The sequence below is a fragment of the Micromonospora sp. C95 genome (assembly GCF_018070465.1).
Lineage (GTDB): Bacteria > Actinomycetota > Actinomycetes > Mycobacteriales > Micromonosporaceae > Micromonospora.
Window position 1 is genome coordinate 26,003 of the sequence record NZ_JAGPXT010000040.1, and the last position, 13,678, is coordinate 39,680.

Here is a 13,678-nt window from a genome sequence, read left to right on the forward strand (position 1 = left end):
TCAGCCCCGCACCCGTAGCCGGCGCGGCGACATGTCTTCACCCGGCGGCCCCAGCCACGCCGACCACCGGACGGGCGCCCGGCCGGTCAGGCCGGCACCAGCAGCCCGACCAGCTCCACGTGCCGGGTCATCGGAAACAGGTCGTACCCGCGCAACGCCGCCAAGCGCCAACCCAGCTCGGTGAAGACCCGCAGGTCCCGGGCGAACGCCGCCGGATCACAGGCGACGTAGGTCACCGCACGCGGCCCGGCGGCCACCACGTCGCGTACCACCCGCGCCCCGGCGCCGGTCCGGGGCGGGTCGAGCACCACCACGTCGACCGGCCCGGTGATCCGGCGACGGGCCAGGGCGGTCTCCACCCGGGCCGCCACCACCTCGACGGCGGGCAGGTCGCGCAGGTTCTCCCGGGCCGCCGCGACGCCGTCGCCGGCCGCCTCGACCAGGGTGACCCGCCCGGTCGTGCCCACCCGGGCGGCCAGCGCGGCGGCGAACAGGCCGGCGCCACCGTAGAGATCCCAGGCCCGCTCCCCCGGTCGCGGGTCGGTCAGCTCCAGCACCGCGTCGACAAGGGTGTCCGCGGCGGCGGGGTGCACCTGCCAGAACGACGAGGTGGGCAGTACCCACTCCCGGCCGGCGGCCCGCTCCCGGACCCGTTCCGGACCGCTGACCCGCCGACCGGCCCCGGCCGCCACGGCGGTCACCGCCACGTCCCCGCCGGTACTGGCGACGGTCTCCACCGCCTCGGCGTCCGGCCAGCTCACCCCGGCGGCGGTGAGCACCGGCAGCTGCTGGATGGCCGGATGAGCGATCAGGCAGCGGTCGACCGGCACCACCTCGTGGGAGCGGTGCTTGAGCAGCCCGGCGCGACCCGCCGCGTCGACCGCGTAGCGGACCCGGGAACGCCAGCCGAGCGGGCCACCCGGCAGCGCCGCCACCCGCAGGCCCAGCGCGTCGCAGCCGGCCTCGTCCAGCCCGCCGAGGCGGATGAGCTGCTCGCGGACCACTGCGGCCTTCCAGCGCAGCTGCGCCTCCGGGGCGACGTGTTGCAGGTCGCAGCCGCCACAGCGACCCGGCCGGGCGTACGGGCAGGGCGGGTCGACCCGGTCCGGGGCCGCCGCCAGCACGGTGACCGCGTCGGCCCGGACGAAACCCCGGTGCACCTCGGTCACCTCGGCCAGCACCCGCTCACCCGGCAGGGCGTGCCGGACGAAGACCACCTGGCCGTTCACCCGGGCCACGCAGTGTCCCCCGGGGGCGACCGCCGCCACGGTCAGCTCGACCCGCTCGGCCTCCTCAAGTCCGCTCACCGGGCCTCCCCGCCCGACGATTCGCGCTCCACCGGCGGCGGCAGGGTGGCGCGTGGTGCGACCCGGGGGCCACGGACCGGTCCCCGGCCGAGCGTGGCGTCCATCCGGTCCAGATCCTTGCCGGCCGTCGAGGCGAGCTGCCACGGCACGCTCGTCACCATCACGCCCGGTTCGAACAGCAACCGCCCCTTGAGCCGCAGCGCGCTCTGGTTGTGCAGCAGGTTCTCCCACCAGCGGCCCACGACGTACTCCGGAATGAAGACCGTGACCACGTCGCGCGGCGACTCCCGGCGGACCCCGGCCACGTAGTTCAGGATCGGACGGGTGATCTCCCGGTACGGCGAGTCGATCACGGTCAGCGGAATCGGCACTCCGCGGCGGTCCCAGTCGGCCTGCAACTGCCGGGTGTCGTGGTCGTCGACGTTGACGGTCACCGCGGTGAGGGTGTCCGGTCGAGTGGCCTGCGCGTACGCCACCGCCCGCAACGTGGGTTGGTGCAGCTTGCTGACCAGCACGATCGCGTGGTTGCGGGCCGGTAGCACCGGCCGCCCGTCGTCCGGGGCGAGTTCGACGGCCACCCGGTCGTAGTGTCGGCGGATGGCCAGCATCAGCCCGTAGATCAGCCCCATCGCGACGATGGCGATCCAGGCGCCGAGCAGGAACTTGGTGATCAGCACGATCACCAGCACCGCTGCGGTCATCGCCATGCCGAAGCTGTTGATCGCCCGGGACCGGAGCATCCGACGACGCACCTCCGGATCCCGCTCGGTGCGCAGCAGCCGGTTCCAGTGCCGGATCATCCCGGCCTGGGAGAGGGTGAACGAGACGAAGACCCCCACGATGTAGAGCTGGATGAGCTTGGTCACCTCGGCCTGGAACACGATGATCAGCAGGATCGCGAAGCCGGCCAGGAAGAGGATCCCGTTGGAGAAGGCGAGCCGGTCACCCCGGGTGTGCAGTTGGCGGGGCAGGTAGCGGTCCTGGGCGAGGATCGAGCCGAGCACCGGAAAGCCGGTGAAGGCCGTGTTGGCGGCCACGAACAGGATCGTCGCGGTCACTCCGACGACCAGGAACAGCAGCACCGACCCCGGTCCGAAGATCGTCTCACCGAGTTGCGCGGTGACCGTCTTCTGCACGTACCCCTCCGGGCCGGAGACGATCTGCAGGGCGGGGTTCTCGACGAACTGCAGCCCGGTGAGCCGGGCCAGCCAGACGATGCCGACCAGCATGGTGACCGCGACCAGGCCGAGCATCAGCAGCGTGGTGGCGGCGTTACGGCTCTTCGGCGCCTTGAACGCCGGCACCCCGTTGGAGATCGCCTCCACACCGGTGAGCGCGGCGCACCCGGAGGAGAAGCTACGCAGCAGCAGGAACGCCATCGCCCAGCCGGTGGTGTCGTGCCACTCGGCGGCGATGACCAGATCGGCGCTGGGAGCGCGCAGGTCCTCGCCGAGCACGACGACCCGGACCAGCCCGGTGAGGATCATGCCGATGATGACGATCATGAAGCCGTACGTCGGGATGGCGAACGCGCTGCCCGCCTCCTTGATCCCGCGCAGGTTGACCGCGGTCAGCAGCACCACGGCGGAGACCGCGATGAGCACCTTGTGGGTCGCCACGAAGGGAATCACCGAGCCGAGGTTTGCCACCCCGGAGGAGACCGACACCGCGACGGTGAGCACGTAGTCGACAAGCAGCGCGCTGGCCACCCCCACCCCGGCGCGCGGGCCGAGGTTCACCGTGGCCACCTCGTAGTCGCCGCCGCCGGAGGGGTAGGCGTGCACGTTCTGGCGGTAGCTGGCCACCACGGTCAGCATGACCACGACCACGCCGAGGGCGACCCACGGTGAGAACACGAACGCCGAGGCACCCGCGATGGAGAGCATCAGCAGGATCTCGTCCGGCGCGTACGCCACGCTCGACAGCGCGTCCGAGGCGAAGACGGGCAGCGCGATGCGCTTCGGCAGCAGGGTGTGCTTGAGCCGGTCGGACCGGAACGGCCGGCCGACGAGCAGCCGCTTCAGCAGGGAGGTGGATCGGGCCACAACGGCAAAGCGTACGACCACCGGCGACGGGCACGTGGGGTGGCCGGGTATGCGCCCATCGGACGCGGGAGTACCGTCGGTCCCCGGCCGCCGCCCCGACGTGGCAGGCTCGCAGGCGACGAGGCGCAGCGGTACGCACCGTGGGAGGCAGCGTGCATGTCGTGATCATGGGTTGTGGCCGAGTTGGCTCGACCCTGGCTCACAACCTGGAGACCCGGGGGCACTCGGTGGCGGTCATCGACCAGGACGCGGACGCCTTCCGCCGGCTGCGGCCCGACTTCGCCGGGGTCACGGTCACCGGGGCCGGCTTCGACGGCGACGTGCTGCGCCAGGCCGGCATCGAGCGGGCCGACGCCTTCGCCGCCGTCTCCAGCGGCGACAACTCCAACATCATCTCGGCTCGGTTGGCCCGCGAGACCTTCGGCGTGGTCCGGGTCGCGGCTCGTATCTACGACCAGCGCCGCGCGCAGGTCTACGAACGGCTGGGCATCCCCACCGTGGCCACCGTCCGGTGGACGGCCGACCGGATGCTGCGGCACCTGCTGCCCGAGGGCAACGTGGAGATCTTCCGCGACCCCACCAGCACCGTCTCGATCGTCGAGGTGCCGGTGCACAAGGACTGGATCGGCCGTCCGGTGCGGGCCCTGGAGGAGGCGACCGGGGCCCGGGTGGCGTACCTGATCCGCTTCGGCATCGGCACGCTGCCCACCGTCTCCAGCGTGGTGCAGGAGGGTGACCAGATCTTCATGCTGGTCACCGACGACATGGTGGCGGCGGTCACGTCCGTGGCGGCGACGCCGGAAGGGGGTCAGTGATCATGCGGGTCGCCATCGCCGGCGCGGGCAACGTCGGCCGCTCCATCGCCCAGGAGCTGATCGAGAACGGCCATCAGGTCATGCTCATCGAGCGGCAGCCCCGGATGCTCCGGCCGGCCCGGGTGCCGGACGCCGAGTGGGTGCTGGCCGACGCCTGCGAGCTGACCAGCCTGGAGGAGGCCGAGCTGGCCGGCTGCGACGTGGTGGTCGCGGCCACCGGCGACGACAAGGTCAACCTGGTGGTCTCGCTGCTGGCCAAGACCGAGTTCGCGGTGCCCCGGGTGGTCGCCCGGGTCAACCGGGCCGAGAACGAGTGGCTGTTCACCGAGCAGTGGGGCGTGGACGTGGCGGTCAGCAAGCCCCGGGTGATGGCCGCACTGGTCGAGGAGGCGGTGACCGTCGGCGACCTGGTCCGGCTGATGACGTTCCGGCAGGGCGAGGCGAACCTGGTCGAGATCACCCTGCCGCCGACCGCGCCCTATGTCGGGCACCCGCTGCGCGAGGTGCCGCTGCCCCGGGATTCCGCACTGGTGGCGATCCTGCGCGGTAAGCGCGTCCTGGTGCCCAGCCCGGACGACCCGCTCGAGGCCGGCGACGAGCTGGTCTTCGTCTGCACCGCCGAGGTGGAGGACGCCGTACGCGCGGTGGTGCTCGGCCCGGACAGCGTCGAACGCACCCGCGAATCACGCTGACCGCCGCTGCCCGGCCGAGCCGCGCAGCCGTCGGCGGCGATCCGGCCGACCGGGCAGATCGCCGTGGGCGGCGGCTCAGCTCGGCAGCGGCTCCGTCGGGCGCTCGCGGGTCACCCGGCGCACCGTCCAGACGGTGATCAGCAACAGCAGTACGTACGGCGGGTAGCCCAGGGCCAGCCGCGCCACCCCGAGGGCGGTCTCCATGTCGGCGGCGGCGGCCTCGTCGCCGAGCTGGTCGAACCGGCGGGCCGCCAGGTAGATGCCGGCCTGCACGCCCACCTTGGCCAGCCAGACGACTCCCCACAGCACGGTCAGCCGGGTGAAGGTGCGGACCAGCAGGGGGTCGTCGCGCCACTGCGAGCTGCCCTTGGCCACCAGCACCGACCAGATCCAGCCGACCAGCGGCTGCCGGATCACCGCCGACAGCAGCAGGGCCAGGCCGTAGCCGATGCCGTAGAGGATCCCCGGCAGGTAGAAGTCGCGCGCGTCGCCGGTACGCCAGGCGATGGCGGCGCCGATCCCGATGCCGAACAGCCCGTTGACCGCGTGCCGCACCGGCCGGCGCTGGGCCAGCCGCAGGCCGCCGATCAACAGCGCCACCGCCACCGACGCGATCACCGCCGGCCGCAGGTCGGTGAGGATGTTGGCGATCACGAAGACCACCACCGGGATGCTGGACTCGGCCAGCCCTCGCCAGCCGCCGAGCTGGTCGGCCATCTGCTCGGCGACGGTGGGCAGCCGCTCCTCGTCCACCGGCCCGGTCTCCGGCTGGATCGCCGGGTGTTGTCCGGTCGTCATCGCCCGCTGTCCATCCGCAACGCCCGCAGCTTCACTTCGACGGCTCCAGCTCGTAGTACGGGTTGTAGATCACCTTGCGGTCGTCGCGCACCGCGACCCGACCCCGGGCGGTCAGGTGCCGCCCCGGCTCGATGCCGACGATGTGCCGCCGCCCGAGCCAGACCAGGGTCACGACGTCGCTGCCGTCGTAGAGATCCGCCTCCAGCGCCGGCAGGTTCGTGCGCGGGGTGTAGACGACGGTACGCAGCCGGCCGCTCACCGAGACCACCTGCCCCCGCCCGCACTGCAACACCGGCATCGCGCCACAGCGGGCACTCTCCCGCTGCAGCTGCTGCGCCTCGATCTCGGCCTCGCTCGCGGTCAGCCGTCGCAACATCCGCCGCAGCGAACCCCGACCCTCGTCGGTGGTCATGTGCTCCGCGTCACCCTCTCCACCCCGGCCGGCTGGCACCGGCAGCCACCGCCGCCGGACGACTGCCGCAACGGCACCCGCCAGCGTACGCCGGACAGGGCGTTCCCGGCGCACCGGAAGCGCTCCTGCGGCCATCCGAGCAGCCGCGCGGGCACCGAGCCGGCCGGCGGCCGATCAGCGGTTCCCGGGTGCCGAGGCGGCGTCTGCCGGTCCGGCCGCTGCGGCGTCGCCCGCCTCGCGGGGCAACCGCAGCGGCAGTGGCTCACGTACCGGCTTGGCCTCCACGCCCCGGTCGACGACCAGCCCGTCCAGGCAGTGGGCCAACGGGCCGGCGGCGGACGGATCGGTGGCCGCCGCGCCCTGGTAGACCGCGCGGACCATCCAGCGCGGGCCGTCGATGCCGAGGAACCGCAGATCGGTCAGGCCGTCCTCGGTGCGTACCCGGGCGTGCAGCTCGGTGCCGTACTCACCGGTGACCTCCTGCGCGGTGGCACCGTCGGCCAACAGCGACTGGCGGATCTCCTCGCGCACCTCGGGCCAGATTCCCTCGGACCGCGGGGCGGCGAAGACACCGAGTTGCAGCGCGCTCTGGCCGTGCACCAGCACGACCTGCTGGACCACCCCCTGCTGGTCGGCCTGCACCCGGACCTCGACCTCGGGCAACGTCGGGATCTGCAGGCTGCCCAGGTCGAGTCGGTGCACCTCGGCCGGGGCCTCGGTGACGTCGTACGGCCCGCGCGCCGGCTCCGCCGGGACCGACGGTACGTCCTCGGCGGTCGCGGGCACGTTCGTGGCCCGCTCGTCAAGGGCGTGCCGTCCCGCGGCCCGCTTTCGGGAGAAGATCACTGCGTCCAACCTCCGCTGTTCGCACTCACGGTGCCATCTTTTCCGTTCGCGCCGTCCGTGTCCGGCGGCGGTACCAGCCCGGCGTGCCCGCCGGTGGAGCCGTGCCCGCCGGTCCCGCGTCCGGACGCGGGCAGCTCGACCACCGGCTGGAAGATCGCTCGTTCCACCCGCTGCACGATCAGCTGCGCGATCCGATCACCCCGGGAGATCTTCACCGCCGCGGCCCGATCGTGGTTGATCAGGTTGACCAGGATCTCACCCCGGTAGCCGGCGTCGACCGTACCGGGCGCGTTGAGCACCGTCACGCCGAGTCTGGCCGCGAGCCCCGATCGAGGATGGACCAGGCCCACGTACCCCTCGGGCAGCGCGATCGCCACGCCGGTCGGCACCAGCGCCCGACCGCCCGGTGGCAGCTCCACGTCGGCGGCCGCCACCAGATCGGCACCGGCGTCACCGGGATGGGCGTACGCCGGCATCGGCAGCTCGGGATCGAGCCGCCGAACCGGCACGGGCACCACGTCGGTCACGATGTCCCTCTTTCGTCCGTTCCGCTGGGGGTGACCCTGTCATCCTGCCCGGTCCCCGAGGTCCGCCGCGCCGTACCCTGGCACGAGTGAGCCAGTCAGCGTCACCTTCGTCCGTCTCGGCGCCCCCGGCGTACGCCGAGCGTCTGCGGCTGCCCTGGTGGTTGTGGCTCGCGGGGCTCGCGGCCGCCGCCCTGCTCGCCGTGGAGTTGTGGATGGGCGCGGCCGGTGCCCGCGCCTGGCTCCCGTTCGCGGTGCTGCTGCCGGCCGCTGTGGCCGGGCTGGCGTGGCTGGGCCGGATCCGGATCGCGGTGACCGATGCGCAGCTGCGGGTCGACGACGCCCGGCTGCCGGTCCGGTTCGTCGCCGACGCCGTCGCACTGGACGCCGCCGGGCGGCGTGAGGTACTCGGTGTCGGCGCCGATCCGCTGGCGTTCGTCGTCCAGCGCCCGTGGATCCCCGGTGCCGTCCAGGTGGTCCTGAACGATCCGGCCGACCCCACGCCGTTCTGGGTGGTCAGTTCCCGGCGCCCGGTCGAGCTGGCGGAGGCGCTGCTCGCCGCGCGGGACGCGGCCCGCTGATCCGACCCGCCACCGGTCACCGGCTTCGCGCGGAGTGCACCGACGGCGCGGCGGCGTCAGGACGAACCGGGCAGGGCGGGCGGAGCGGGTGGCGCACCGGGCAGGCCGCGCCGCTGCCGGCGCAGGTCGGTGCGGAGCTGGTCGGCCAGCGTCCGGGTCGCTCGCCGGTTCAGGTAACTCGCCACCGCGGCTCCGGTGAGGAAGGGGCCAAGCGTGGTGAGGTTACGGCCGAAGCGCTTGAGCAGCGTGTCCCGCAGCTCGTTCCGGGCGGCCGTGCCCAGCACGGCACCCACGCCGACGCCGGGCATCATCGGGTTGACGCCGCGCTGGCTGGCCCAGGCCTGCACCAACGCGACCGTCCGCTCGGTGCCGCCGGCCGGCAGCGGTACGCCGTAGACCTCGTGCAGCTCACCGGTCAACTTCAGCTCCACCGCCACCACCGCGACCGTCTCGGCGGCGAGCAGTACCGGAGCCGACAGCAGGGTCGGTGTCACCGTCCACTGCACCGCCGAGGCTCCACCGCCGGCTGCGCCGACCCCCGCCGTGGCCCGGGACGCGTTGCGGACCAGCCGGTCGGCCAGTTCCTCGTCGGACAGCCCGGGAAAGTGTCGGCGCAGGGTGGCCAGATCCCGGACCGGCACGTGCGGGGCGATCTCCGCGACGGTGTCCACCATCCAGCGCAGCGCGGCCCTCGGCTTGAACAGGTCGCCGATCCCCCGGGCCCGCGCCTGCCCGGCCAGTCGGGTGAGCAGTTGACGCCGTCTCGCCGGCTCGATCTCGTCGGCGGTCAGCGCCGCGACGGTCTTCCCCAGCTCGTCCCGGTCCTCGGTGCGCTCGCTGTCCCCGCTCACGACCGCACCACGGCGCCGCGCCCGCCGATTCGCTCGCTCATGGCTATCGAGTCAACCAGGTTGCACGGCGGCGCGCTCGCCGAGCCGGGCGGCGGCGACTCCACTCGGGAGTCGCCGCCATGGTCGTGGTCGTTGCCCTGCGGTCAGACGCACTCTCGGCAGATCAGCTCGCCGTTGCGTTCCACCGCGAGCTGGCTGCGGTGATGCACCAGGAAGCAACGGGCACAGCGGAACTCGTCCTGCTGCATCGGTAGCACCTTGACCGTCAGTTCCTCGTCGGCAAGGTCGGCGCCGGGCAACTCGAAGCTCTCAGCCACTTCGGCCTCGTCGACGTCCACGGCGCCCGACTGCGAGTCGACGCGCCGGGCCTTGAGCTCTTCCAGGCTGTCCTCGCCGAGGTCGACCTCGTCTCGGCGCGGAGCGTCGTAGTCGGTGGCCATCGGTTTCACTCTCCCATTTCGATGTTGTCGCTTCCGGTTGTAACGCCGGACGACGCTGTTTCGGTTCCGCTGGCCGGCCACCGCTAGTGTCGGCCACCTGACCCGACGACCGCTCGGACCAGACCGCCAGAGGATCTCCCCGGCGAGCGCGGAACCCTACCCCCCCTTTGGGCGAGGCATGTATACCGCCCTCGTGGCTGAGATGTACGCCCCTGCACGGGAAGTTGTTCCCAATGTGACTCAGGCGACACGAAGATAGGGGTAGTACTACCCCGTTCTCCGGTGGCGCGCCGGCATGTCGGACTGTTTCCACGCGACGGTCGGACACCCGTTAACCTCAGCGGCGTACCCGACGGCCGACGGAACGGCCCGATCGCCGGCCGCCGCCACCCACACTGCCCAGGAGTGCCCAGATGAGCTTTGCGCGAGTGCGAGCACTCGTTGTCGTCGGCATGCTGGCGGTGGTCGCCCTGGTCCTCGTGATCGTGGCCGTGGTCAGGGACACCCAGAGTAACGCCGGTGCCGGCGAGGGTTGTCCGGACGACTGGCCACGCGCCGACGTCACCCTGCGCGACCACAAGGACGTCAAGATCAACGTGCTCAACGGCACGGACCGCCCCGGCCTGGCCGCCGACGCCGGGGACGACTTCCGCAACCGCGACTTCCAGGTGCAGAAGGAAGCCACCCAGAAGAAGAAGATCGACGACGTCGCGGTGCTGCGCTACGGGCCCAAGGGGGTCGGCTCGGCGCACCTGTTGCGGGCGTACTTCCTCGGCGACGCCGAGTTGGAGTACAACCCCAAGCGCGAGGACGACGTCGTCGACGTGGTCCTCGGCGGCGGCTTCCAGCAGTTGGCCACCACCACCGAGGTCAACCAGTCGCTGGGCGACCTGGGCGCCCCGGTCGCCCCGCCGGGTTCCTGCCCGATGGCGGTCGAGGGCTGACCACCGGGTCATCGAGCGGGCCCGTACGGCCTCAGGGGCCGCCGGAGGCGTCCAGGGCGGCCAGGCGGTCGTGCAATGCGTCGAACAGCGCCGGCGGGGCGGCGACCACCATCTCCGGCCCAGGGGCCAGCCCCTTGAGCCCGCCGACCCGCAGACCGGCCTCGGTGGCCACCAGTGCCCCGGCGGCCTGGTCCCAGGCGGCCAGACCCTTCTCGTAGTAGGCGTCGGCCCGCCCCTCGGCGACCAGGCAGAGATCGACGGCCGCGGCGCCGAGGCGGCGGATGTCGCGCACCTGCGGAATCAGCTCGGCAAGCACCCTGGCCTGGTGCACCCGGCGGGCGGCGTCGTAGCCGAAGCCGGTGATCACCAGCGCCTGACCGAGATCGGTCTCGGCGGAGCAGTGCAGCCGTCGACCGTCGCGCCAGGCGCCCCCGCCGGCGGTCGCGGTCCACTCCTCGTCGGTGTGGATGTTGCGCACCACACCCGCCACCACCTCGCCGTCCACCTCGGCGGCGATCGACACCGCGCAGTGCGTCAGGCCGTACAGGTAGTTGACCGTGCCGTCGATCGGATCGACGATCCACCGCACCCGCGGACGCGGTCCCTCGCCACTCGCCGCGGCACCGTACTCCTCGCCCAGCACGGCGTCGTCCGGCCGCTGCCGGCGCAGTTCGGCGGTGATCTGGCGCTCCACCGCCCGGTCAGCCGCAGTCACCACGTCGGTGACGGTGCTCTTGGTCGCCGCGACCGAGACACCCTCGGTACGCATCCGGTGTGCGGTGGCCGCCGCGCCCCGGGCCACCTCGATCGCGATTTCCAGCAGTTGTGGTGGCGGTGGCGCCGCGCGCTCCATATCCGTTCCCTTCCCGCACGGCCAGGTATCCAGCTTCCGCGCGGGTATCATCCTTACAAAGTCCAAAAGCGCACCGAATCGGTGGTCCCGACCGCCGATCAGCCGTGCGGCGCAGGATGATCGCCGCAGACGGCGTTACAATTCACCCCTGCCCACGCGCCACGGGCCGCCCGACAGCCGGCCGGCCCGGGACACGGGGGTTCCTCAACCACATCGCTCGGCGCGGTGCCCCTACGCTGCGTCGGACGAACCCGGCCGTGCTCGCTCTTCGCCTCCGGAAGGTCATTCGTGACAGAACCCCGCCAGACCGGCGCCGACGTTCGCTCGCTCACCGACACCTTGATCGCCCACGCACAGAGCGCTGGCGGCCAGCTCACGTCGGCCCAGCTCGCGCGCACCGTCGAGTCCGCCGAGGTGACTCCGGCCCAGGCCAAGAAGATCCTGCGGGCGCTCTCCGAGGCCGGGGTGACCGTCGTGGTCGACGGCTCGGCCAGCACCCGCCGACGGGTCGCCGCGGCCCGGTCCGCCACCCCCGCGTCCCGGGCCACCACCGCCAAGACCACCAAGAAGGCGGCCGCGCCCGCTCCGAAGCAGGCACCCGCGGCCGAGGAGGCATCGGCACCGGCGCCCCGGAAGGCGACCTCGCGCAAGGCTGCCGGGACCACCGCGGCAGTGGCCGCCAAGGCCGTCGCGCCGGCCAAGAAGTCCACCCGGGCCACCAAGGCCACCGTGGCCGCTGCGGCGGGCGCCGCGAAACCGGCCAACGGCGCCGAGGGCGAGGCCACCGAGGGTGAGGTCAACCCCGAGGAACTCGCCGCAGAGATCGAGGACGTGGTGGTCGAGGAGCCGGCGGAGCTGGCCCAGGCCGCCGCGGCCGACGCGGCGAACTCCGCCACCGACAACGACTTCGAGTGGGACGACGAAGAGTCCGAGGCGCTCAAGCAGGCGCGTCGGGACGCCGAGCTGACCGCCTCGGCGGACTCGGTCCGGGCGTACCTCAAGCAGATCGGCAAGGTTCCGCTGCTCAACGCCGAGCAGGAGGTGGAGCTGGCGAAGCGGATCGAGGCCGGGCTCTACGCCGCCGAGCGGCTGCGGGCCGCCGACGAGGGTGAGGAGAAGCTCGCCCGGGACATGCAGCGCGACCTGTTGTGGATCTCCCGGGACGGTGAGCGGGCCAAGAACCACCTGCTGGAGGCGAACCTCCGCCTGGTCGTCTCGCTGGCGAAGCGGTACACGGGCCGGGGCATGGCCTTCCTCGACCTCATCCAGGAAGGCAACCTCGGCCTCATCCGCGCCGTCGAGAAGTTCGACTACACCAAGGGCTACAAGTTCTCCACCTACGCCACCTGGTGGATCCGACAGGCCATCACCCGCGCCATGGCCGACCAGGCCCGCACCATCCGCATCCCGGTCCACATGGTCGAGGTGATCAACAAGCTGGGCCGGATACAGCGCGAGCTGCTCCAGGATCTGGGCCGGGAGCCCACGCCGGAGGAGTTGGCCAAGGAGATGGACATCACACCGGAGAAGGTGCTGGAGATCCAGCAGTACGCCCGGGAGCCCATCTCGCTCGACCAGACCATCGGTGACGAGGGCGACAGCCAGCTCGGTGACTTCATCGAGGACTCGGAGGCGGTGGTCGCCGTCGACGCGGTCTCGTTCTCCCTGCTTCAGGACCAGCTCCAGCAGGTGCTGCAGACGTTGTCCGAGCGTGAGGCGGGTGTGGTGCGGCTCCGGTTCGGGCTGACCGACGGCCAACCGCGTACCCTGGACGAGATCGGTCAGGTCTACGGAGTGACCCGCGAGCGGATCCGGCAGATCGAATCCAAGACGATGTCCAAACTCCGGCATCCCTCGCGTTCCCAGGTGCTCCGCGACTACCTCGACTGATCAGCGTCCGTCAACTGATCGTGCCGTTTTGATCACCTGTTGTACAAGGTCGGAAGGTGATCAGGTGGTTGCACGAATGTGATCGTTGACGTGGCACCCTGGGTGCACGGCACACTGTCCGTGCCAGGTGTGACCTCGGTCCCCCGCGGGCACACAGGGAAGGCGAGGCCCGACAAGGGTGTTGCACGATAGGTGACCAAGACCGAAGAGAGTGTTCATCGGTGACGACCAGAGGAGGAAGGCGATGACCCCGACCCTCACGCCGCCGCCCGAGACGGTGAGCCCCCCGGCCGCCGATGAACGGTGCGACCGCTGCAATGCCGCCGGCAAGCTCCGGATCACCCTGGCGGGTGGCAGTGAGCTGGTGTTCTGTGGGCACCACGCCAACAAGTACGCCGAGGATCTCGTCAAGATCACCGTACGGTACGCGACGGACCCGGAGTTCACCTGGCGCGGCGCTGACCTGATGGCCAACTGAGGGCTCAGCAACCCGACAAAAAGCCGGCCGGAGACATCCCCAGGATGTCTCCGGCCGGCTTTTCGCACACCCGGACCAACCCCACCAGGCCCGAACCCCAACCCCCGGGCCGATCATGAAGTTATTGCCCCGGCAAGCGCTTACCCACCACAACAACTTCATGATCAACCCGACGGGGGCGGTGGGAGGGGGCGGGTGGGAG

The 13,678-nt window shown here is 71.9% G+C and carries 15 protein-coding genes; 6 read left to right on the forward strand and 9 right to left on the reverse strand.

Annotated features, from left to right (window positions below):
• Positions 1–86 precede the first annotated feature (86 nt).
• Positions 87–1,307, reverse strand: a complete 1,221-nt coding sequence (locus KBX00_RS27255) for a class I SAM-dependent RNA methyltransferase (RefSeq protein ID WP_210830926.1) — start codon at positions 1,305–1,307, stop codon at positions 87–89.
• Complete coding sequence (locus KBX00_RS27260) at positions 1,304–3,352, reverse strand: APC family permease (protein WP_210830927.1); 2,049 nt, start codon at positions 3,350–3,352, stop codon at positions 1,304–1,306. Before KBX00_RS27260 ends, KBX00_RS27255 begins: the two co-directional genes overlap by 4 nt.
• Positions 3,353–3,504: 152 nt before the next feature.
• Here KBX00_RS27260 and KBX00_RS27265 point away from each other — a divergent pair, with 152 nt between their 5' ends.
• Together KBX00_RS27265 and KBX00_RS27270 are read left to right on the forward strand one after the other, a co-directional pair.
• Positions 3,505–4,167, forward strand: coding sequence for a TrkA family potassium uptake protein (locus KBX00_RS27265; protein WP_210830928.1), 663 nt, complete (start codon positions 3,505–3,507; stop codon positions 4,165–4,167).
• Positions 4,168–4,169: 2 nt separating this feature from the next.
• Positions 4,170–4,859 carry a TrkA family potassium uptake protein gene (locus KBX00_RS27270; protein ID WP_170863613.1) on the forward strand — a complete coding sequence of 230 codons (690 nt, stop codon included), beginning with the start codon at positions 4,170–4,172 and terminating at the stop codon, positions 4,857–4,859.
• Between the two features lie 75 nt (positions 4,860–4,934).
• Here KBX00_RS27270 and KBX00_RS27275 read toward each other — a convergent pair whose 3' ends face one another.
• From KBX00_RS27275 to dut, 4 genes are all read right to left on the reverse strand, one after another.
• Positions 4,935–5,657, reverse strand: coding sequence for a DUF3159 domain-containing protein (locus tag KBX00_RS27275; protein ID WP_210830929.1), 723 nt, complete (start codon positions 5,655–5,657; stop codon positions 4,935–4,937).
• Between the two features lie 31 nt (positions 5,658–5,688).
• Positions 5,689–6,069 (reverse strand): OB-fold nucleic acid binding domain-containing protein, encoded by a 381-nt coding sequence (locus tag KBX00_RS27280; RefSeq protein ID WP_164445569.1) that lies wholly within the window; start codon positions 6,067–6,069, stop codon positions 5,689–5,691.
• A 174-nt stretch (positions 6,070–6,243) separates the two neighbouring features.
• Positions 6,244–6,915 carry a DUF3710 domain-containing protein gene (locus tag KBX00_RS27285; protein ID WP_210830930.1) on the reverse strand — a complete coding sequence of 224 codons (672 nt, stop codon included), beginning with the start codon at positions 6,913–6,915 and terminating at the stop codon, positions 6,244–6,246.
• On the reverse strand, positions 6,912–7,442 hold the full coding sequence (dut, locus tag KBX00_RS27290; protein WP_210830931.1) for a dUTP diphosphatase: 531 nt from the start codon (positions 7,440–7,442) through the stop codon (positions 6,912–6,914). The genes KBX00_RS27285 and dut overlap by 4 nt, the downstream gene beginning before the upstream one ends.
• 86 nt (positions 7,443–7,528) lie before the next feature.
• Between dut and KBX00_RS27295 the strand changes: the two genes are divergently transcribed.
• Positions 7,529–8,020, forward strand: a complete 492-nt coding sequence (locus KBX00_RS27295; RefSeq protein WP_210830932.1) for a DUF3093 domain-containing protein — start codon at positions 7,529–7,531, stop codon at positions 8,018–8,020.
• 56 nt (positions 8,021–8,076) lie between these two features.
• Here KBX00_RS27295 and KBX00_RS27300 read toward each other — a convergent pair whose 3' ends face one another.
• Positions 8,077–8,871: a hypothetical protein gene (locus KBX00_RS27300; protein WP_210830933.1), complete on the reverse strand. Its 795-nt coding sequence runs from the start codon at positions 8,869–8,871 to the stop codon at positions 8,077–8,079.
• Positions 8,872–9,014: 143 nt separating this feature from the next.
• Positions 9,015–9,311, reverse strand: a complete 297-nt coding sequence (locus tag KBX00_RS27305; protein ID WP_007075406.1) for a DUF4193 domain-containing protein — start codon at positions 9,309–9,311, stop codon at positions 9,015–9,017.
• A 428-nt stretch (positions 9,312–9,739) separates the two neighbouring features.
• On the opposite strand from KBX00_RS27305, the gene KBX00_RS27310 reads away from it, so the two are divergent.
• Positions 9,740–10,255, forward strand: a complete 516-nt coding sequence (locus KBX00_RS27310; protein WP_210830938.1) for a LytR C-terminal domain-containing protein — start codon at positions 9,740–9,742, stop codon at positions 10,253–10,255.
• Between the two features lie 31 nt (positions 10,256–10,286).
• Here the strand turns inward: KBX00_RS27310 and KBX00_RS27315 are convergent, their stop codons facing one another.
• Positions 10,287–11,108, reverse strand: coding sequence for an inositol monophosphatase family protein (locus KBX00_RS27315; RefSeq protein ID WP_210830934.1), 822 nt, complete (start codon positions 11,106–11,108; stop codon positions 10,287–10,289).
• A 288-nt stretch (positions 11,109–11,396) separates the two neighbouring features.
• Here KBX00_RS27315 and KBX00_RS27320 point away from each other — a divergent pair, with 288 nt between their 5' ends.
• Both KBX00_RS27320 and KBX00_RS27325 read left to right on the forward strand, forming a co-directional pair.
• Positions 11,397–12,998, forward strand: coding sequence for an RNA polymerase sigma factor (locus KBX00_RS27320; protein WP_210830935.1), 1,602 nt, complete (start codon positions 11,397–11,399; stop codon positions 12,996–12,998).
• A 244-nt stretch (positions 12,999–13,242) separates the two neighbouring features.
• Positions 13,243–13,476: a hypothetical protein gene (locus tag KBX00_RS27325; RefSeq protein WP_093410327.1), complete on the forward strand. Its 234-nt coding sequence runs from the start codon at positions 13,243–13,245 to the stop codon at positions 13,474–13,476.
• Positions 13,477–13,678: the final 202 nt, after the last annotated feature.

Bases quoted from the DNA above. Each gene is read 5' to 3' on its own strand.
- KBX00_RS27270 (WP_170863613.1), top strand. From the start codon at position 4,170: ATGCGGGTCGCCATCGCCGGCGCGGGCAACGTCGGCCGCTCCATCGCC.
- KBX00_RS27275 (WP_210830929.1), bottom strand. From the start codon at position 5,657: ATGACGACCGGACAACACCCGGCGATCCAGCCGGAGACCGGGCCGGTG.
- KBX00_RS27280 (WP_164445569.1), bottom strand. From the start codon at position 6,069: ATGACCACCGACGAGGGTCGGGGTTCGCTGCGGCGGATGTTGCGACGG.
- KBX00_RS27305 (WP_007075406.1), bottom strand. From the start codon at position 9,311: ATGGCCACCGACTACGACGCTCCGCGCCGAGACGAGGTCGACCTCGGC.
- KBX00_RS27315 (WP_210830934.1), bottom strand. From the start codon at position 11,108: ATGGAGCGCGCGGCGCCACCGCCACCACAACTGCTGGAAATCGCGATC.
- KBX00_RS27325 (WP_093410327.1), top strand. From the start codon at position 13,243: ATGACCCCGACCCTCACGCCGCCGCCCGAGACGGTGAGCCCCCCGGCC.